We start from the raw sequence: 17,699 nt of genomic DNA on the forward strand, positions 1-17,699 counted from the left end.
CCGCCCGATGAGATGCTGGTGCCTGTGAGATACGACGACCTGGTGATCCCCGACACGCCCGCCGCCCGCGGCGCGCTGGAGGTGGCAGCCCAGTACCACACGCCTTCGCTGCTCAACCACTCGCTGCGCGCCTACCTGTGGGCCGCCGCCTACGCGCAGGACAACGGCATCGCCTTCGACGCGGAGCTGCTGTACGTCTCGGCCATGCTGCACGACATCGGGCTGGCGGCCGAGTTCGACAGCCACACGGTGCCGTACGAGGAGGCCGGCGGGCACGTCGCCTGGGCCTTCTGCGCCGGGGCCGGCTGGTCGCCCGAGCGCCGCGCCCGCGCCTGCGAAGTGATCATCCGGCACATGTGGGAGGAGGTGCCCCTGGAGGAGGACCCCGAGGGACACCTGCTGGAGCTGTCGACCGGCATGGACATCTCGGGCCGCCGCACGGACGAGATCCCCGCCGAGGTGCGGCGGGAGGTGCTGGAGCGGCACCCGCGGCTGGAGATCGCCAAGGAGTTCAGCGTCTGCATCGCCGACCAGGGCGCGCGCAAGCCGTCGAGCTTCGCGGCGCGGTTCGTGCGCAACGGCATCGTCGACCGTATCATCCGCAACCCGCTGGACGGCTGACCGGTCCTGCTCCTGGTCAGGCCTTGGGGCCGGTGCTCTCGGCGACCTCGAACGTCCACACCTCGGACCCCGTCGCCGCGGGCCCCTGCCCGTGCCCGTGACCCTGCTCGTGACCCTGCCCGTGACCCTGCCCTCCCTGAGCTGCCGCCTGGGCGTGGCCGCGCTGGAACGCCTGGCCCTGCTGCCACTTCTGGAAGTCCTCCTCCGAGCGCCAGCGCGTGTAGACGAGGTACCGCTCCGTGCCCTCCACCGGCCGCAGCAGCTCGAACCACTCGAACCCGTCGGCCGACTCCACCATCCCGGCGCGGTTGGAGAAGCGCCGTTCGAGCTCTTCCCGCATCTCGGCCGGCACGGTCAGCACGTTGATCTTCACGACGGACACCGGAGGAACCCCTCTCGTCAGCGCACGACTCGGTGCGGCGAAGGTGAGGGCTCCAGGCTAACGCGGGCCACCGCCGGCACCCGATCCCGGTCCAGCGCGTCCCGCACGTGCGGCAGCGCCACCGTCGAGAGGTGCCGGCTCAGCTCGCCCATGGGCACCGACTCGTCGGCGACCACGCGCAGCCGTACCTCGGGGCGCGGCCCCACCAGGTGCGCCGCGGCGTGGAACACGGCCGGGCTCGACTCCACGTCGGCGGCCACCGCGTGCGCCATCCCCGACTCCGACACCTCCGTGACCCCGGTCGGGCCGTCCTCGATGCGCAGCACGTGCCGCGCGTCCCTGCGCCCCTGCACCAGCAGCCACCGCAACGCCAGCACCGCCACGACCAGCGCGGCCAGCGCGATCAGCCACCAGATCCACGGGCTGGTCCGCGTGAAGAAGGTGACCACGTTGCCGTCCACGAGCGTCGTGCGCGCGGAGGCCCAGTCCGGCGAGAACGCGCCCAGCCCCCGGGCCAGCGCCGACCCGCCCAGGAGGGTCAGCGCCAGCCCGACCAGCGCCAGCCCCCACCGGTTGCCCCGCCCCGTCTTCCTGCTCACCGCTGCCCCCTGACGCGCGTTCCCTCGTTCACCGCTGCCCCCTGACGTGCGTTTCCCCGCTCACCGCTGCTCCCTGACGTTCACGGACACCCGGTACGGCTCCACGAGGTCCAGCGCGGCCAGCCTGGAGAGCACGGCGCCGCGCACGTCCTGGCCGAACCCGTCCACGTCCCGCCCGCACGTCGTCGGCGTGACGGCGAACGTGTGCCCCCGCCTCGTGGCCCGGGCCGAGCGCACGCCCGGCACCTGCTCGGCCGCGTGCGCCAGGGCCCTGGTGACGCTCCTGGGGCGCAGCCCGATGATCAGGTCGGGATCGCCGCTGCGTACGGGCACCATCCTCGGCCGCCCCGGCACCAGCGCGACGGCCAGCAACCCCAGCCCGGCCAGCGTCACGACCGCCGCGCCGATCAGCACCCGCGGGTCCGACCACCACGTCGAGCCCGCCCAGGCCAGCATGCGGTCGTACGGGATCCAGCGCAGCGGCCGCCCGGCCAGCGCCGAGATCGTCTCGGCGAGCACGAGCAGGCTCAGCAGCGCGAGCAGCGCGGCGACCACGACGGCCGGGATCCGCCGCGACGGCCGGAAGGCCCGCACCGCGGCCCGGTCGGCGGCCCTCTCGGCGGCTCTGGACCGCTGCGGCGGCACGGGCGCCCGATGCGCGCCCGACGGCTCGTCCGCACCGTGCTGTGTGGTCTCGTGCGTTGTCATGGCAGGTCTCCGCCCACGTCGGTCATGGTGATGTCCAGGCGGGTGACGTGCAGGCCCGTCTGGGCGGCGACGCGGCGGATCACGTGCTCCCGCAGCCGCGCCGCCACGGCGGGCAGCGGAGACGGGTAGGCCACGCTCACGTTGAGCCGCACGACGGCCTGGTCACCGTGCACCTCGCCGGCCGACGGCGTCCACGGCAGGCCGCGCGGCTGCACGTCGCGCACCTCGGGCACCTCCGCGGCGGCCACGCAGGCGATCTTGCTGACCACCCGGTCGGCGATCTCCGTGCGCCCGCGCCGCTCGGGCGAGGGCAGGGGAGCGCGCCGCTGGGCGGGCACCGTCATGGTCATTTACGCCTCACGGACAGCCCGGACAGGTTGATCTCGCCGGTCTCGGCGATCCGCCCGACCAGGAAACCGACCGCGCCCAGGACCAGCACGAGCAGGAACGCGCCCAGCCCTCCGAACGCCCCGGCCAGCCCGAGCACGATGCCGACGGCCATGCCGATGACCGGCATCCACTGGATGTTGTTCATGATCCCTCCACGATGATGTCGTCGATGCGCACGTGCACCGGACGGTCCCCGGCCAGGTCCGCCACGGCGCCGCGCACCTCGTCGGCGGTCTGCGGCAGCGGGCGCTCCAGCGTGGCGACGATGGCGATCTCCACCGCGCGCTCGTCCGCGGACACGCCCGTGAGGCGCTCACCGGGCAGATACGTGGCCACCGTCCCGAACGGCCCACCGGACAACCGGGCCACACCACGGCAGCCCAGCGCCCGATCCGCGATCAGCCGCTCCTCGGTGGCCGCACCGGAACCCGCCCCACCGCCGACGCTCGCCGCGCCACCGGACACCGCCGCCCCACCAGGGCTCGTCGGGCTGCCGGGGCCGGTCGGGCCGCGAGAGGTGGCCGGGCCGCCGGAGTTCGGCGGGCCGCCAGGGCCGGTCGGGGCGGCGGCGGTCATTGGACCCGGGGCTCCGGCTGCATGTCCCCGCGCTGCCCGTCGCTCTGCCGGTCACGGTCGCCGCGGTCCTGGTCCGGCAGGTGCACGTCGTCCACCCGGATGTTGACCTCGGTCACCTCGAGCCCGCACATCCGCTCGACCGCGCCGATCACGTTCTTCCTGACGGCCGCCGCCAGGTCGGGGATCGCGGTGCCGTACTCGGCCACCAGGTCCAGGTCCACGGCCGCCTGCCGCTCGCCCACCTCGACCGATACGCCCTGGGCCACGTTCCTGTCCCCGCCGACGATGCCGCGCATGCTCCCGAGTGCCCGTGCCGCGCCTCCGCCCATGGCGTACACGCCGGAGACCTCGCTGGCAGCCAGCCCGGCTATCTTGGCGACGACCCCGTCGTCGATGCTCGTGGTGCCCTTCTCCGTGACCAGCGCGGTCGTGCTCTCCTGGGTCCTGGCCCGCGGCACGGTTCCCGTCGCGCCGGCCCCCGTGGGCCGATTGGACATCGTGTCCGACACGATCCGTCACCCCCTTAGGTGTCTTCTCCCAGGGCAGAGATAACCGCTGTTACACCCTCGAAGCACTGCAAAACGGACTCTGGGTACAAAAATGGACAGCCCCTGACTCGTGCGGGGTGGCGCGCGAAAAAGGTGACGGACCCCTCCGGCGGCGGCGATAGCCTTGTCAGGTGCGTATAGCGAGGTTCTCCACAGGCGAAGGCGTCTCGTTCGGCGTGGTCGAGGGCGGGCCCGGCGAGGAGTTCATCTCCGCGATCTCCGGCCACCCGTTCGGCCAGGTGCAGTTCACCGGCGAGCGCCTCCCGCTGTCCCAGGTGAAGCTGCTGGCCCCGATGCTGCCGAGCAAGGTGATCGCCATCGGCAGGAACTACGCGGAGCACGCCGCCGAGATGGGCAACGAGGTGCCGGAAGAGCCCCTCATCTTCATGAAGCCGTCCACCACGGTGATCGGCCACGGCGAGAGCATCGCCTACCCCACGTCGCTGTCCGACCGCGTCGACTACGAGGGCGAGCTGGCCGTGGTGATCGGCAGGCTCTGCCGGGAGGTCCCGGTCGAGCGGGTGAAGGACGTCATCTTCGGCTACACCTGCGCCAACGACGTGACCGCACGCGACCTGCAGAAGAAGGACGTGCAGTTCACCCGGGCCAAGGGGTTCGACACGTTCTGCCCGCTCGGCCCGTGGATCCAGACCGATCTCGACGCGAGCGACCTGGCGCTGACGACCACGGTCAACGGCGAGATCCGGCAGAGCGGGCGCACGAGCCAGCTCATCAACGACATCCCCGCGCTGGTGGCGTACGTCAGCGCGGTCATGACGCTGATCCCCGGCGACGTCATCCTGACCGGCACGCCGGCGGGCGTCGGCCCGCTCGAGATCGGTGACGAGGTCAGCGTCGGCATCGAAGGCATCGGCACACTCACGAACAAGGTGGTCTCCCGTGACTGACGTACGGGTGCGGTTCGCCCCGTCTCCAACCGGCATGTTCCACGTGGGCAGCGCCCGCGCCGCGCTGTTCAACTGGGCTGTGGCGGAGCAGTCCAAGGGGCGGTTCATCCTGCGCATCGAGGACACCGATGCCACCCGCAACCGGCCCGAATGGACCGAGGGCATCATCTCGGCGCTCGACTGGATCGGCATCAACGGCACCAACCCGGTGTTCGAGGGCCCCTACTTCCAGTCGGCGTACGAGCCGCAGCACCGCGAGGCCGTGGCCAAGCTGCTGGCCGACGGCAAGGCGTACTACTGCGACTGCACCCGCGAGCAGGTCCAGGAGCGCACCGGCTCCAAGGACAAGGGCTACGACGGCTACTGCCGCGAGCGCGGGCTGACGGCGGGCGCGGTGCGCTTCCGCACGCCCGACGAGGGCGTCACGGTGGTCGACGACCTGGTGCGCGGCCGGGTGGAGTTCCCCAACAACGCGCAGGAGGACTTCGTCATCGCCCGCAGCGACGGCTCGCCCCTGTACGTGCTGGCCAACGCCGTGGACGACATCACCCAGGGCATCACCCACGTGGCCCGCGGCGAGGAGCACCTGCCCAACGCCGCCAGGCAGGAGCTGCTCTGGCCCGCGCTGGGCGCCACGCCGCCGGTCTGGGCGCACCTCCCGGTGATCGTCAACGAGCAGCGCAAGAAGCTGTCCAAGCGCCGCGACAAGGTGGCGCTGGAGGACTACCGCGCGGAGGGCTACCTGCCCGAGGCGATCGTCAACTACCTCATGCTGCTCGGCTGGGGGCCCGGCGAGGACCGCGAGCTCATGCCGTGGTCGGAGATGGTGCCGCTGTTCCGGTTCGAGGACGTCAACGCCTCCAACGCGTTCTTCGACGAGAAGAAGCTGCGGGCCTTCAACGGCGAGTACATCCGGGCGCTGCCGCTGGAGACGTTCGAGGAGCGCTGCGCGCCCTACCTCGACGCCGCCTGGGACCGCGAGCTGTTCAGCAAGGTCGCGGTGCTGGCCCAGACGCGCATCGCGGTGCTGTCGGAGATCCGGCAGAACGTCGACTTCCTCTTCCTGGAGGAGCCGGTCTTCGACCAGGTGTCGTGGGACAAGGCCATGAAGAACGCCCCCGAGGAGATCCTCACCGGCTTCCTGGAGCGCCTGGAGACCGTGAGCTGGGACCCTGAGTCGCTCAAGCAGGCGCTGGAGGAGGTCGGCACGGCCCACGGGCTCAAGCTCGGCAAGGCCCAGGCACCGGTGCGGGTGGCGATCACGGGCCGGACGGTGGGTCTGCCGCTGTTCGAGTCGATCGAGGTGCTGGGCCGGGAACGCGCCCAGGACCGCCTCCGCGCCGCCCTGACCCGCCTGAAGGGCTGAGCCCCACAGCCGGCGCCGCTGCTTCCGCCGGCGTGTCCGCGGGGCCGGGCGCCGGCGTGGCCGCCGGGCTGTGACCGCCGGCGCGCTGCACCACCAGCGCGCCGGTGAGGCTGATCGCGGCTCCCGCGGCCATCGACAGCCACACGCCCGTGATGCCGAGCCACGCGCTCAGCCCGTACGCGAGGGGCAGCTGCACCGCGAACCCCGCCAGCGTGGCGGCGAGCAGCCGGCTGCCCCTCCCGCTCGCCTGCAACACCCCGCCCACGGCGATCAGCCCGCCGAACGGCACCAGGTAGAGCGTCATCCACCGCAGGAACTCCACGGCCACCGCCGGATCGCCGGTGAACAGCCCGGCGACCGGCACGGCCGGCACGTTCAGCACCACCGCGATCACCGCACCCGCCCCGAGCCCGAGGGCCAGAGGCGACCTCACGGCCTCGGACCGGGCGGTGCGGATCATCGCCGCCTGCCGCAGCGCGTAGAACACCATCACGCCGGCCAGCATGATCTTCTGCCCGATCCCGTAACCCGCCACCGCCGCCGTCCCGAACCCGGCCACGATCTCCACCAGCGCCATCCCCACCAGCGCCCGTGCCAGGAAATCTCCGGACATGGGCAGCCCGGTAAGGATCACTTCACCGGCCACCCGCCCACGGCCGCCGCGGCCCGGCTCGCCGTCACCGGGCCCGCTCGCCGCCGCACGACCGCCGCCCGCGCCGCGGTCACCGGGCCCGCTCGCTGCCGCACGACCGTCGCCCAACCGTGCCCCGGACGCGTCGCGCAGGCGGGTCAGGGACCGGAGCGCCACCGCCAGCGTGATCGCCCGCGCGATCACCGTGGCCAGCGCCGCCCCCTGCACCCCCATCCCGGCCCCGTAGATGAACAGCGGATCCAGCCCCACCACGAGCACGTTGCAGATGATCGCGTGCCGCATCGGCCGCCTCGTATCCCCCAGCCCCTTCAGCGCCCCGTCCACCACCGTCTGCGCGAAGTACACCGGCAGCCCGCCCAGCGAGACCAGGAAGAACTCCGCCGTCAGCCCGGGCGAGTCGGTGAACAGCGCCGCCAGCGGCTCCCGCAGCAGCACCCCGGGCACCGCGACGGCCACCGAGAAGACCGCCCACCACACCCATCCCGCCCTGACGACCGGCCCCAGCGGCGCGTGCCCGTCACGCCGCCCGACCAGCACGGTCACCCCCGTCGGCACCGCCAGGAACAGCCCGTAGGCCAGGTACTCGGCCGTCGTGCCCACGGTGACAGCCGCGATCGCCGCCTCGCCCAGCCCGGACACCCAGAGCAGGTCGATCACGCCGACCGCGACCACCGCGGTGAGCAGTTCCACGTAGATCGGCAGCGCCAGCCTGATCATCGATACCTCTTTTCGCTATACATCTAAACGAGGTATAGCGTTACGATGCATCCCATGGCAAGCGGCGGCGACCTCGCTCTCACGATCCTGGGCTTCCTCAACGAGCACCCCATGCACGGCTACGAGCTCAAGTCCCGCCTCGCCGCGCTGACCGGCCACCTGCGCCCGGTCAGCGACGGCGCGCTCTACCCGGCGATCGCCAGGCTGGAGGCCAAGGGCCTGGTGGAGCGGCACGAGGAGGCGGGCGCGGCGGCCGCGCGCCGGCAGGTGCTGACGCTCACCGAGGCCGGCCGCGAGGAGCTGCTGCGGCGCCTGCGTGACCCCGCCGACCTCGACATCAGCGACCAGACCAGGTTCTTCGCGCTGCTGACGTTCCTGTCGGCGCTGCCCGACCCGGCCGACCAGGTGAAGGTGCTCAGCCGCAGGCTGGCCTTCCTGGAGGCGCCCGCGAGCTTCTTCTACGAGGACGGCAGGCCGGTCAGGGCACGGGACGAGCCGGACCCGTACCGCCGCGGCATGCTGCTGATCGCCCGCGCCTCCAGCCGGGCGGAGAAAGAGTGGCTCCGCCAGCGCATCGCGGAACTGAACGTTCCGCAATAATGCCTAACGTCGCCTCCATGACCTTCTTGGTGACGGGAGCCACGGGCTCCGTAGGCAGGCACGTCGTCGCGCACCTCCTCGAAGCGGGCCACCGCGTCCGCGCCCTCACCCGGGATCCATCGAGGGCCAGGCTGCCCGAAGGGGCCGAGGTCGTCCAGGGGGACCTCAGCCGCGCCGAGAGCCTGGTGCCCGCCCTGGAGGGCGTCGAGGGCGTGCACCTCATCGACGCCGCCGACTCCGCGTACGCGCCGCTCCAGAACGGCGCCGAGATCGTCGCGGCGCTCCGGGACGCGGGGGTGCGCAGGGTGACGCTGCTCAGCGGCTGGTCGCCGGGCACGCTGGAGGCCGCCGTCACCGGCAGCGACCTGGCCTGGACGCACGTGCAGCCGACCGAGTTCATGGCCAACGCGCTGGCGTGGGCCGAGCCCGTACGGACGAGGGGCGTGATCGAGGAGCCGTTCGCGGCCACCAGGACGGCCATGGTGCACGAGGCCGACATCGGCGCCGTCATCGCCACCGCGCTCACCGAGGACGGGCACGAGGGCCACTCCTACGGCCTCACCGGCCCGGAGCTGCTCGACGTACCCGCCAAGGTGCGGATCCTGTCGGAGGCGATCGGCCGCGAGATCGCCTTCAGGGAGCTGACCGTGGACGAGATGCGCGAACGCTACCGGGCCCAGGGCGTGCCGGAGCACATGATCGAGTTCCAGATCGAGGTCTTCGGCAACGTGCCGGAGGGCGCCTACCAGGTCACGCCCACGGTCGAGCAGGTGACGGGGCGGCCACCGCGCACGTTCGCGCGGTGGGCCGCGGAGCACGCCGGGGCGTTCAGTCCAGGCCGCGGCGCTTGAGCAGCGGCTGGATGCTGGGCTCGCGCCCGCGGAAGTTGCGGAAGGCGGTCAGCGGGTCGAGGCTGCCGCCCCTGGACAGCAGCTCCCGGCGGAAGTGGTCGCCGTTGGCCCGGGTGAGCCCGCCGTTCTCCTTGAACCACTCCACGCTCTCGGCGTCGAGCACCTCGCTCCAGATGTAGGAGTAGTAGCCCGCGCTGTAGCCGCCGGCGAAGATGTGCGCGAAGTAGTTCGTCCGGTAACGCGGCCGGACCAGCGGGAACGCGATCCCGGCGGCGTCCAGCGCGGCCGCCTCGAACGCCTCGGGGTCGGCCACGGTCTCGCCGGGGGCCAGCTTGTGCCAGGCCCAGTCGAGCAGCGTGGCGGCGAGGTACTCGACGGTCTGGAAGCCCTGGTTGAACTTCTCGGCCGCCTGCAGCTTCTCCACCAGCTCGGCCGGCATCGGCTCGCCCGTCTCGTGGTGCTTGGCGTAGTTGGCCAGCACCTCGGGCCAGGTCACCCACATCTCGTTGACCTGCGACGGGTACTCGACGAAGTCGCGCGGCACCTTGGTGCCGGAGACGCGCGGGAAGCGCACGCTGGAGAAGAGCCCGTGCAGCGCGTGCCCGAACTCGTGGAAGGCCGTGTTCACCTCGTCGTACGTCAGCAGCGTCGGCCCCGAGGCGGGCTTGGTGACGTTGAGGTTGTTCATCACCACCGGCCGCTGCCCGAACAGCAACGACTGGTCGACCAGGTGGTTCATCCACGCGCCGCCGCGCTTGCCGGACCTGGCGTAGGGGTCGAGCACGAACAGCCCCAGCGGGCTCCCGTCCTCGTTGAACACCTCGAACACGGTGAGGTCGGGGTGGTAGCCGCCCAGCTCGGGCCGCTCGGTGAAGGTGATCCCGTACAGCTTGGTGGCCGCGAAGAAGATGCCGTCGCGGTAGACCCGGCCGAGCTCGAAGTAGGGCCGCATGGCGGCGCCGTCGAAGTCGTAGCGGGCCTGGCGCACCTTCTCGGAGTAGTACGACCAGTCCCACGGCTCGATCGGGAACCCGGCCTGCTCCGCCAGCGCCTCGGCCTCCCGCCGGGCGTTGCGGACGGCGGGGCCGACGAGCTGGCCGAGCATCTCCTCGACCGCCTCGACGGTCTTGGCCGTCTGGTCGGCCACCGTGTACGCCGCGTGCGTGGGGAACCCGAGCAGCGCCGCCCGCTCGGCCCGCAGCGCCGCCATCCTGGCCGCCACCTCGAAGTTGCCGGGGGCCCGGCCGACGCTCAGCTCGTACAGGCGGCGGCGCACCTCGCGGTCGGTGAGCTGGGCCAGGCCGGGCTGGCAGGTGAAGTTGAGCAGCGGCAGGACGTACGTGCCGTCGTCCTGGCGCAGCGACTCGATCTTGGCCTCGTCGAAGCCGTCGAGCTCCTTCGGGTCGGTCACCACCAGCGCCGACTCGGTGGAGGCCTTCAGCAGGCTCTGCGCGAACTGCGTGGAGAGCTTCGACAGCTCCTCGTTCAGCTCGCGCAGCCGGTCCTGGTCCGGCTCGGACAGGTCGGCGCCGGCCCTGATGAAGTCGTCGCGGTACTTCTCCAGCAGCCAGGACTCCTCGGCGTCCGCCGTGCCGACCTGCTTGATCCTGGCCCACAGCGCCCGGTTCAGGCGGATGGCGTCGCCGTGCCGGGTGAGCTGGGGGGAGATCTCCTTCTCGATCTCCATGATCGTGTCGGTCGTGTTCGACGCGGCGACGCTGAAGAAGACGGTGGCCGTGCGGTCGAGGATCCGGCCCGACCGTTCGAGCGCGATGATCGTGTTCTCGAACGTCGGGGTCTCGGTGCTGCTCGCGATCGCCTCGACCTCGGCGAGCTGCTCCGCCATGCCGCGCTCGAACGCCGGCAGGTAGTGCTCCTCACGGACGTCCGCGAAGGGCGGCAGCTCGTACGGCAGGTCGCTTGGGGCGAAGAACGGATTCTCGGCCAACGCTCGGGCTCCTCCACGTGGTGTTTTGTCCCCTTCAGCTTGGCACGACCGGGCACGTGGTGGGGGCTTCGGAGGGCGGCCGGGCTAATCGTTTTGGTCTTAGCCCCGGAGCTGGGCTATTCTTTCGGACGTCGCCAAAGCGCTCCGCGAGGAGATCGCAGCGGTGGGGTATGGTGTAATTGGCAGCACGACTGATTCTGGTTCAGTTAGTCTAGGTTCGAGTCCTGGTACCCCAGCCATTCTCAAACGGATGTCTCCACGGGAGATGTCCGTTTTTTCATTTCGCGAGCCCGTCGAGGATTTTCGTGATCTCCCGGTAGGCCCCGCGCGTCGGCGCGTGCGGCGTCTTCACCGTGAAGACCTCGAACCGGTTGCCCGGCGTCGCCTCGTCCGCCTCCCTGATCATGCGATCCTGCAGCGCGGGCGGGATCACCCGGTCCAGCGACTGCCTCACGTACACGCGCCGTACCCGGCCCCAGGCGTCCTTGCGGCCGCGGGCGTCGGCGCTCGACACCTGGAGGCTCTCGTCCGGCAGCGACGAGTTGAGCAGCGCCAGGAACTCCCCCTCGGTCCCCTCGGCCATGAACGCCGCCTTGGCCGCGTCCAGGAACTTCCTGTCGTTCGTCCGCCAGTTGACCCGGATCGCCTTGAGCACCCGCGGATCCCCGACGACCCCCGGCAGGATGGCGGCGCCCAGGCTCGTCTTACCCTCCGGCGTCTCCAGGTACTCGGCGGGGGAGCGCAGCTTCGTGCAGCAGTAGGCGCCGATGTAGACGAGGCGGTCGATCAGGTGGGGCACCGCGTCGGCGGCCTTGGTGATGGTCGAGCCGCCCAGGCTGCCGCCGACGAGGATCACCGGGCCGTACCGGGAGACCCGGCGCACGACGTCCACCGTGGCCTCGACGTAGTCGTCCAGCGTCACGCCGGCCATGGGGGAGGGGAGCACGGCCAGCTTCGCCAGGTCCTGGGGAGCCTGGTAGGCCAGGTGGAGCTGGTCCTCGGGGCCGTGCCCGGGCAGGCTCACGCCCACGGTGCGGTGGCCGCGCAGCACCAGCTCGGCGTCGCCGCTCGCCACGCCGTTCGAGCCGGTCACGAAGACGAACGTGGCGACCTCCTTCCGCTTGGTCATGGACGTGGCGGCGGCTCCCGCACCGGCGGCAGTGGCGAGCTGGAAGGCGGTTCTGCGAGTCAGATCGGTCATGCCTCGATGCTCGCCGAGGCCGCATGCGGGCCACATCGCCCGGCCGGGCGGAGAAGCGGTTGACGGCGGCCATCCACCGATCGGTTGACGTCATGCCAGGCTTGGGGGCATGAGCTGGATCGACGGGCGCGAGAGGTGGGTCTACGCGGCGCTGGCGTACGCGCTGCTCGCGATCTCCGCGATCACGGCGGCCTGGCAGGGCGCGGGCGCCGGCGTGGGCGCGGGGCCGGGCAGCGCGTGGGCCGCCGCGCTCCTGGCCGGGGTGCCGTGGCCGGTGGCGGCCCTGGTGGCGGCCGGCTGGCTGGCCCCCGTCCCCTGGCTCTACCCGCGCCGCGACACGCACAGGACGCTCGTCGTGGCCCACTACCTCCTCCTCATGGCCCTCGCCGCGGCCCTGGCCGCCACGAGCCTGCCCTTCGTGCTGTTCGTCTCGGCCGGTTACCCGCTGGCCATCGCGATGCTCCCGGGCCGCCTCGTCCTGGCCGGCGTCACGCTCACCGCGCTCGTCAACGTGACCACCCAGGCGGGCCCCGGCGCCGGGACGACCCTGCTCACGGTCATCGCCGGCGTGGCCGTGCCGCTGGTCGTGGCCGGCTGGTACGTCTCCGCCGAGCACGACAGGCGCCGCCGGCTCGTCGAGCGCCTGCGCGCCGCCATGGAGGAGAACGCCGAGCTCAACGCCAGGCTCCTCGACCAGGCCAGGCGGGCGGGCGTGCTGGACGAGAGGCACCGCGTGGCCGGAGAGATCCACGACACGCTCGCGCAGGACCTCGTCGCGCTGATCGGCCAGCTCTCCGCCGCCGACCGCGCCCCGCACGAGGACTCCCGCCGCCGCCACCTCGACCGGGCGGCCGAGCTGGCCCGCCGCGGCCTGTCCGAGACCCGCAGATCCGTACGGGCCCTGCGGCCCGGGCCGCTGGAGGACGCGGAGCTGCCGGACGCGATCGGCCACATGGCCAGGTCGTGGGCGGAGGCGGCCGGCGTGGAGCTCAGGTTCGAGGTCACCGGCACCCCGGTCGCCCTGGCCGCCGAGGTGGAGGCGGCGCTGTTCCGCGTGGCTCAGGAGGCCCTGGCGAACGTGGCGAAGCACGCCGGGGCCACCAGGACGGCCCTCACCCTGTCGTACACGGACGAAACGGTGCTCCTCGACGTCCGGGACGACGGGACCGGCTTCGACCCGCAGCGGCCCGCTGACGGCTTCGGGCTGGACGGCATGCGGCAGCGGGCCCGCGGCGTGGGCGGCACCCTGGACGTCGAGTCGGAGCCTGGCCAGGGCACCACCGTCGCCGTCGCCGTGCCCGCCATCCCGGACGATGAGAGGCTGGACTGATGCCACTGCGCTTGCTGATCGCCGACGACCACCCGATCGTGCGTGACGGCCTGCGGGCGGCGCTCGGCGGCGAGCCCGACCTGGAGATCGTCGGCGAGGCGGCCGACGGGGCGGAGGCCGTGCGCCTGGCCGCGGAGCTGGCCCCCGACGTCGTCCTCATGGACCTGCGCATGCCGGGCCTCGACGGGGTCAGCGCCATCCGCCTGCTGCGCGGCACCGGGCCGCGGGTGCTGGTGCTGACCACGTTCGACACCGACGTGCTGCCGGCGCTCGAAGCGGGGGCCAGCGGCTACCTGCTCAAGGACGCCCCGCCGGAGGAACTGGTCCGCGCCGTGAGGGCCACCCACCGCGGAGAGACCGTGCTCGCCCCGGCCGTGGCGGGGCGGCTGGCCGAGCACCTGCGCAGGCCCGCCAGGGGGAAGCTGAGCAAGCGGGAGCTGGAGGTGCTGCGCCTGGTGGCCGGCGGAGCGACGAACAAACAGGCGGCGGCGAGCCTGTTCATCAGCGAGGCCAGCGTGAAGACGCACCTGCTGCACATCTACGCCAAGCTCGACGTGCGCGACCGCGCCGCCGCCGTCGCCGAGGCCTTCCGCAGGGGGTTGCTCACGGGGTGATTGGTGCCGTCTTGGCGTGGTCTTGGTGCCGGCGGCGGCCGGGCCCGCAGAGTAATGCGAGGTCAGCGGGGCATCGGGTAGTGTCCGACCCCATCTATGGCTGAATTTCGCATGCGCGCGGGTGGATTCCCGCGCTTCCTCGCCCCGTTCCTCGCCCCGCTCGTCCTGTTCTTCGCCGTCATGCTCCTGCTCGGCGCCATCCTCACCAACAGCACCCCGCTGGGCGCCGTCATCGCCGCGGCGGCCACCGGCGTGCTGGTCGCCGTCCTCGCCGTCAAGCACCGCCGCCTGGCCACGGGCACCGTCGTGCGCTTCTCCGCCGACGGGGTCGAGCTGTCCGACGCGCTCGGCTTCCGCGTCCGGCTGCGCTGGCCCGACATCACCAGGATCGACGTGGTCGAGACCCAGCTCGCCGCCCCGCGCCGCGTCGGCCGCCCGGGAGGGGCGCGGGCCAGGGTGGGGCCGCTGCGCTCGCCGGGGCTCGTCGGCCGGGGCTCGTCGGCTGGGGCGAGCGTACGGTGCCGCCGCGCATCCCCGGCTGGATGCGCGAGCGCCTGGCCCGCGTGCCCGTGGATCCGGCCACGGGGCGGCCCGAGGTGACGATCCCGCTCGGGGAGCTGGACCCGCAGTGGCAGCGCGGCCCCATGGGCGACTGGGTGCGGCACTACAGGGCCGATCTCATCGGCGGATAAGCGGTTTGGTGTGGTCTTCCGGGTGCGGTAGAGTTACGTGCGTTGCCGGGGAGACCCGGCAGAGCAGCTTGTGGGCAAGGTCCCGTCGTCTAGTGGCCCAGGACGCCGCCCTCTCAAGGCGGTAGCGCCGGTTCGAATCCGGTCGGGACTACCACTGCCACAAGCCCGCGAAGGTCCCGTCGTCTAGTGGCCCAGGACGCCGCCCTCTCAAGGCGGTAGCGCCGGTTCGAATCCGGTCGGGACTACGCCTTCTATGTTTTTGCCTGCTTTTCTGCTCTGTGGCTCGTGCCTTCGGGTGCGGGCCTTTTTCGTTTTTACGGCAAGCGATGGGCGACCCCACCCGCCGCACGTGGCCGGGGCCTGTCCAGGGGAACGCTCCTCCGGTTCCCGAGCCGACCGCCGTTACGTGCGCGCTGTTGACCGGACGAGCGCGCCCCCGCCGTTGCCGGAGGGGGCGCGTGTCACGTGTCAGACCGAGCGGGCCTTGAACAGGGCCCTGCGGGCGGCCTTGGCGACCTGCTTGTCGGGGTGGACCTGGGAGATGAGGTCCAGCAGCTCCTCCACGTGGGCGTGGGGGATCTTCCAGATCACTTCCAGCAGGTTGTTGACCATCTCGGGGCCGATGTCGCGCAGGCTGCTGACGAACTCCGAGCGGCCCAGGCCCGCCGAGATCGTCCACATGTCGAGGATGAGCCAGTGCGTGTCGTCCTGCGTCGGCTCCGGCGCGCCCTCCACCTCCAGCTGGCTCAGGTGCGTGGCCGCGTACGGGCGCAGCGACGGCTGCTTGAGCGCCGCCTGCCAGGCCGGGACGGCGGCCTCGCCGAGCGTGCCGACGACGCTGGCCGCCTGCACCCTGATCAGCGCGTCGCTGTCGTCCTCCGCCGCCGCGTCCAGCAGCTCCTCGGCGGCCTTGCCGGGCTCGCGGAGCTGCATCCAGGCGGCGAACTCGGCGTCGGCCTCCTCCTCGGGCAGCTCGGCGCTGAGCGCGAGCAGCTCGTGGGCGCTCATGGACTCGATGGCGGGCCGCGCGTCGACCTCGATGTCGGCGTCGTCGATGAGGTGGACGACGCCCTCGGTGCCGAGCGGGGTGAGGCGCACGGTGTCGCCGTCGAGCTCGACCATGCCGTACCCGATCAGCCAGTCGATCGCGGGCGCGAGCGGGTCGCCCGCCGCCTCCCACGCGTCGGAGCCCAGCTCGTCGAGGTCGGACGCGGCCTCGGAGAGGTCGCGTGCCAGGTCGGCGCGCTCGCGCGAGCCGCCCGCCAGCAGCAGCCGGATGAGCATCCCCCGCGTCAGGCCCGCCAGGGCCATCGTGAGGTCGTCGTCCTCCAGCTCGGGGTCGCCGTAGTCGACCGAGTGGAGCCCGAGCATCCAGGCGTCGAGCACGTCCTCGTCGTCGTCGAACGGCCACTCGGCGGTGTCGTCCTGGACGGCCACCGTGCCGGCCTCGCCCGGTTCGAGGAACTCGAGGTCCACGGCGAGGTTCCAGATGTTCCAGAGCTGGGGGACGGCCTCGGCGATGGGGCCTTCGGTCTCCGGCCGGGGCAGGCCGACGGCCGTCAGCGCCTCCTCGACCTCGGCGTCGGTGAGCAGGGTGTCCTCGCCCACCTTGCGCCCTGAACCCACCCACACGGCCAGATCGCGGGCCTTGGCGATCAGCGGCGCCCGGCGAGCCGCCTCGGCCAGCTCGGAGTCGGGCCGCAGCCTGATCGTGTCGAGCTCGGCCAGCTCGTCGGCGAAAAGCTCGAAGTCGCCCAGGTCGCCGGCCTCGCCCTCCTCGTCGTCGCCCTCGGTGTCGTCGAGCAGCTCCTCCATGAGATCGACGAACTCGTCCTCGACGTCGTCCAGCTCTGCCTGCAGATCGGAGAGGCTGTCCGAGCCCTTGTTCAGCCGGCCGGTCTGGGAGAGGAACGTCAGGTACGCGTCCACGGCCGGGAGCATCCCGTCGGCGGCGGCGTCGGGATCCTCCACGACCTTGGGCATGCGGTCGAGCAGCAGGTTACGCAGGTCGGCGCGCTTCCACGTGCCGAGGTCCTGCGAGAAGGCGAGACGGTGCCACAGTGCGGCCGGCCCCACGAGCTCGGGGTCGCTCCCAGGGGCGTTCGCGCGCGCCCACATGATGAACTCTTCGAGCAGGGGTCGCAGCTCAGTGGCGGCTACCTCGATGCGATCTGTCACGCACTCAGGCTAGTGCGCCGGGGAGGCACTCGGCTCCCCAAATACATCCTTTTCCCGATCATGACGTGCGGCGCATCGCCTCGGTGATGCGTTCTGCGGCCGCCATGACGGGTACGGCGTGGAGCCTTCCAGGCGCCCGCGTGAGCCGTTCGATGGGCCCGGAGACGGACACGGCCGCGATCACCTTGCCACCGCTGCCCCTTATCGGCGCCGAGACGCTCGCCACCCCCTGCTCCCGCTCGCCCACGCTGTGAGCCCAACCGCGGCGGCGCACGGAGGCGAGCGTGGCGGCGGTGAACTTGGCGCCGCGCAACCCGCGGTGCAGCCTGTCGGGCTCCTCCCAGGCCAGCAATATCTGCGCCGCCGAACCGGCCGTCATGGGCAGCGCGGAGCCCACGGGAACGGTGTCACGCAGGCCGCTGGCCCGTTCGGCCGCGGCCACGCAGACCCGTTCGTCACCCTGGCGGCGGTAGAGTTGCGCACTCTCCCCGGTGAGGTCCCTGAGCTGCATCAAAACCGGTGCGGCCACCGCCAGCAGCCGGTCCTCGCCGGCCGCGGTGGACAACTCGGACAGCCGCGGGCCGAGCACGAACCGGCCCTGCGTGTCACGGCTCACGATGCGGTGATGCTCCAGAGCGACGGCCAGCCGGTGGGCAGTGGGTCGGGCCAGGCCGGTGGCCTGAACGAGCTGAGCCAGTGAAGCGGGGCCCGCTTCCAGGGCATTGAGTACAAGAACTGCCTTGTCGAGTACTCCGACTCCGCTAGAGTTGTCCATACACCGATACTGCAGTCTCGACATATGAGAAAGCAAGTCGGAG

The 17,699-nt window shown here is 72.0% G+C and carries 20 protein-coding genes and 3 tRNA genes; 11 read left to right on the top strand and 12 right to left on the bottom strand.

Features of this window, described 5'->3' with window-relative positions:
- Positions 1-24: 24 nt before the first annotated feature.
- Positions 25-621 (top strand): HD domain-containing protein, encoded by a 597-nt coding sequence (locus HD593_RS63255; protein WP_312903377.1) that lies wholly within the window; start codon positions 25-27, stop codon positions 619-621.
- A gap of 16 nt (positions 622-637) precedes the next feature.
- Here the strand turns inward: HD593_RS63255 and HD593_RS06590 are convergent, their stop codons facing one another.
- Genes HD593_RS06590 through HD593_RS06620 form a run of 7 tightly spaced genes read right to left on the bottom strand, consistent with a single transcriptional unit; the run spans position 638 to position 3,773 of the window.
- Positions 638-1,003 (bottom strand): antibiotic biosynthesis monooxygenase family protein, encoded by a 366-nt coding sequence (locus HD593_RS06590; protein ID WP_185101320.1) that lies wholly within the window; start codon positions 1,001-1,003, stop codon positions 638-640.
- Between the two features lie 17 nt (positions 1,004-1,020).
- Positions 1,021-1,602, bottom strand: a complete 582-nt coding sequence (locus HD593_RS06595) for a hypothetical protein (RefSeq protein WP_185101321.1) — start codon at positions 1,600-1,602, stop codon at positions 1,021-1,023.
- A gap of 60 nt (positions 1,603-1,662) precedes the next feature.
- A complete protein-coding gene (locus tag HD593_RS06600; RefSeq protein WP_185101322.1) occupies positions 1,663-2,310 on the bottom strand; it encodes a DUF6286 domain-containing protein in 648 nt (215 codons plus the stop codon).
- Positions 2,307-2,660 (bottom strand): Asp23/Gls24 family envelope stress response protein, encoded by a 354-nt coding sequence (locus HD593_RS06605; RefSeq protein WP_185101323.1) that lies wholly within the window; start codon positions 2,658-2,660, stop codon positions 2,307-2,309. Before HD593_RS06605 ends, HD593_RS06600 begins: the two co-directional genes overlap by 4 nt.
- Positions 2,657-2,845, bottom strand: coding sequence for a hypothetical protein (locus HD593_RS06610; RefSeq protein WP_185101324.1), 189 nt, complete (start codon positions 2,843-2,845; stop codon positions 2,657-2,659). Before HD593_RS06610 ends, HD593_RS06605 begins: the two co-directional genes overlap by 4 nt.
- Positions 2,842-3,276 carry a hypothetical protein gene (locus HD593_RS61140; protein WP_246546351.1) on the bottom strand — a complete coding sequence of 145 codons (435 nt, stop codon included), beginning with the start codon at positions 3,274-3,276 and terminating at the stop codon, positions 2,842-2,844. Before HD593_RS61140 ends, HD593_RS06610 begins: the two co-directional genes overlap by 4 nt.
- Positions 3,273-3,773, bottom strand: coding sequence for an Asp23/Gls24 family envelope stress response protein (locus HD593_RS06620; protein ID WP_185101325.1), 501 nt, complete (start codon positions 3,771-3,773; stop codon positions 3,273-3,275). The genes HD593_RS61140 and HD593_RS06620 overlap by 4 nt, the downstream gene beginning before the upstream one ends.
- A 182-nt stretch (positions 3,774-3,955) precedes the next feature.
- On the opposite strand from HD593_RS06620, the gene HD593_RS06625 reads away from it, so the two are divergent.
- A complete protein-coding gene (locus HD593_RS06625) occupies positions 3,956-4,732 on the top strand; it encodes a fumarylacetoacetate hydrolase family protein (RefSeq protein WP_185101326.1) in 777 nt (258 codons plus the stop codon).
- Positions 4,725-6,098, top strand: a complete 1,374-nt coding sequence (gene gltX, locus HD593_RS06630) for a glutamate--tRNA ligase (RefSeq protein WP_185101327.1) — start codon at positions 4,725-4,727, stop codon at positions 6,096-6,098. Before HD593_RS06625 ends, gltX begins: the two co-directional genes overlap by 8 nt.
- Here gltX and HD593_RS06635 read toward each other — a convergent pair.
- On the bottom strand, positions 5,992-7,467 hold the full coding sequence (locus HD593_RS06635) for an MATE family efflux transporter (protein ID WP_185101328.1): 1,476 nt from the start codon (positions 7,465-7,467) through the stop codon (positions 5,992-5,994). The two genes, gltX and HD593_RS06635, sit on opposite strands and share 107 nt — an antisense overlap.
- A gap of 54 nt (positions 7,468-7,521) precedes the next feature.
- On the opposite strand from HD593_RS06635, the gene HD593_RS06640 reads away from it, so the two are divergent.
- Positions 7,522-8,067, top strand: a complete 546-nt coding sequence (locus HD593_RS06640) for a PadR family transcriptional regulator (protein WP_185101329.1) — start codon at positions 7,522-7,524, stop codon at positions 8,065-8,067.
- A gap of 17 nt (positions 8,068-8,084) precedes the next feature.
- Positions 8,085-8,918 (top strand): NmrA family NAD(P)-binding protein, encoded by an 834-nt coding sequence (locus HD593_RS06645; RefSeq protein WP_185101330.1) that lies wholly within the window; start codon positions 8,085-8,087, stop codon positions 8,916-8,918.
- Here HD593_RS06645 and HD593_RS06650 read toward each other — a convergent pair.
- Entirely contained in the window at positions 8,896-10,866 is a 1,971-nt protein-coding gene (locus tag HD593_RS06650) for a M3 family metallopeptidase (protein WP_185101331.1), read from the bottom strand. The two genes, HD593_RS06645 and HD593_RS06650, sit on opposite strands and share 23 nt — an antisense overlap.
- Before the next feature lie 164 nt (positions 10,867-11,030).
- Here HD593_RS06650 and HD593_RS06655 point away from each other — a divergent pair.
- Positions 11,031-11,105: transfer RNA gene (locus tag HD593_RS06655), tRNA-Gln, on the top strand.
- A gap of 38 nt (positions 11,106-11,143) precedes the next feature.
- Here the strand turns inward: HD593_RS06655 and HD593_RS06660 are convergent.
- The gene (locus HD593_RS06660) at positions 11,144-12,067 is read right to left on the bottom strand and encodes an alpha/beta fold hydrolase (RefSeq protein WP_246546355.1); all 924 of its coding nucleotides are present in this window, start codon (positions 12,065-12,067) and stop codon (positions 11,144-11,146) included.
- Between the two features lie 109 nt (positions 12,068-12,176).
- On the opposite strand from HD593_RS06660, the gene HD593_RS06665 reads away from it, so the two are divergent.
- The 5 genes from HD593_RS06665 to HD593_RS06685 all read left to right on the top strand — a co-directional run bounded on the left by HD593_RS06665 (position 12,177) and on the right by HD593_RS06685 (position 14,948).
- Positions 12,177-13,397, top strand: a complete 1,221-nt coding sequence (locus HD593_RS06665) for a sensor histidine kinase (RefSeq protein ID WP_185101332.1) — start codon at positions 12,177-12,179, stop codon at positions 13,395-13,397.
- Entirely contained in the window at positions 13,397-14,011 is a 615-nt protein-coding gene (locus tag HD593_RS06670; RefSeq protein WP_185101333.1) for a response regulator, read from the top strand. Before HD593_RS06665 ends, HD593_RS06670 begins: the two co-directional genes overlap by 1 nt.
- A 96-nt stretch (positions 14,012-14,107) precedes the next feature.
- On the top strand, positions 14,108-14,611 hold the full coding sequence (locus HD593_RS06675; protein ID WP_185101334.1) for a hypothetical protein: 504 nt from the start codon (positions 14,108-14,110) through the stop codon (positions 14,609-14,611).
- 170 nt (positions 14,612-14,781) lie between these two features.
- Positions 14,782-14,857: transfer RNA gene (locus HD593_RS06680), tRNA-Glu, on the top strand.
- An 18-nt stretch (positions 14,858-14,875) separates the two neighbouring features.
- Positions 14,876-14,948, top strand: a tRNA-Glu gene (locus HD593_RS06685).
- 223 nt (positions 14,949-15,171) lie between these two features.
- On the opposite strand, the gene HD593_RS06690 is transcribed toward HD593_RS06685, so the two are convergent.
- Positions 15,172-16,881 (bottom strand): hypothetical protein, encoded by a 1,710-nt coding sequence (locus HD593_RS06690; RefSeq protein ID WP_185101335.1) that lies wholly within the window; start codon positions 16,879-16,881, stop codon positions 15,172-15,174.
- A gap of 58 nt (positions 16,882-16,939) precedes the next feature.
- Positions 16,940-17,656 (bottom strand): IclR family transcriptional regulator, encoded by a 717-nt coding sequence (locus tag HD593_RS06695; RefSeq protein ID WP_043618626.1) that lies wholly within the window; start codon positions 17,654-17,656, stop codon positions 16,940-16,942.
- Between the last annotated feature and the right edge of the window lie 43 nt (positions 17,657-17,699).

This window comes from Nonomuraea rubra, assembly GCF_014207985.1.
Lineage (GTDB): Bacteria > Actinomycetota > Actinomycetes > Streptosporangiales > Streptosporangiaceae > Nonomuraea > Nonomuraea rubra.

Bases quoted from the DNA above. Each gene is read 5' to 3' on its own strand.
- HD593_RS06600 (WP_185101322.1), bottom strand. From the start codon at position 2,310: ATGACAACGCACGAGACCACACAGCACGGTGCGGACGAGCCGTCGGGC.
- HD593_RS06605 (WP_185101323.1), bottom strand. From the start codon at position 2,660: ATGACCATGACGGTGCCCGCCCAGCGGCGCGCTCCCCTGCCCTCGCCC.
- HD593_RS06610 (WP_185101324.1), bottom strand. From the start codon at position 2,845: ATGAACAACATCCAGTGGATGCCGGTCATCGGCATGGCCGTCGGCATC.
- HD593_RS61140 (WP_246546351.1), bottom strand. From the start codon at position 3,276: ATGACCGCCGCCGCCCCGACCGGCCCTGGCGGCCCGCCGAACTCCGGC.
- HD593_RS06620 (WP_185101325.1), bottom strand. From the start codon at position 3,773: ATGTCCAATCGGCCCACGGGGGCCGGCGCGACGGGAACCGTGCCGCGG.
- HD593_RS06635 (WP_185101328.1), bottom strand. From the start codon at position 7,467: ATGATCAGGCTGGCGCTGCCGATCTACGTGGAACTGCTCACCGCGGTG.
- HD593_RS06640 (WP_185101329.1), top strand. From the start codon at position 7,522: ATGGCAAGCGGCGGCGACCTCGCTCTCACGATCCTGGGCTTCCTCAAC.
- HD593_RS06645 (WP_185101330.1), top strand. From the start codon at position 8,085: ATGACCTTCTTGGTGACGGGAGCCACGGGCTCCGTAGGCAGGCACGTC.
- HD593_RS06660 (WP_246546355.1), bottom strand. From the start codon at position 12,067: ATGACCGATCTGACTCGCAGAACCGCCTTCCAGCTCGCCACTGCCGCC.
- HD593_RS06665 (WP_185101332.1), top strand. From the start codon at position 12,177: ATGAGCTGGATCGACGGGCGCGAGAGGTGGGTCTACGCGGCGCTGGCG.
- HD593_RS06670 (WP_185101333.1), top strand. From the start codon at position 13,397: ATGCCACTGCGCTTGCTGATCGCCGACGACCACCCGATCGTGCGTGAC.
- HD593_RS06675 (WP_185101334.1), top strand. From the start codon at position 14,108: ATGGCTGAATTTCGCATGCGCGCGGGTGGATTCCCGCGCTTCCTCGCC.
- HD593_RS06695 (WP_043618626.1), bottom strand. From the start codon at position 17,656: ATGGACAACTCTAGCGGAGTCGGAGTACTCGACAAGGCAGTTCTTGTA.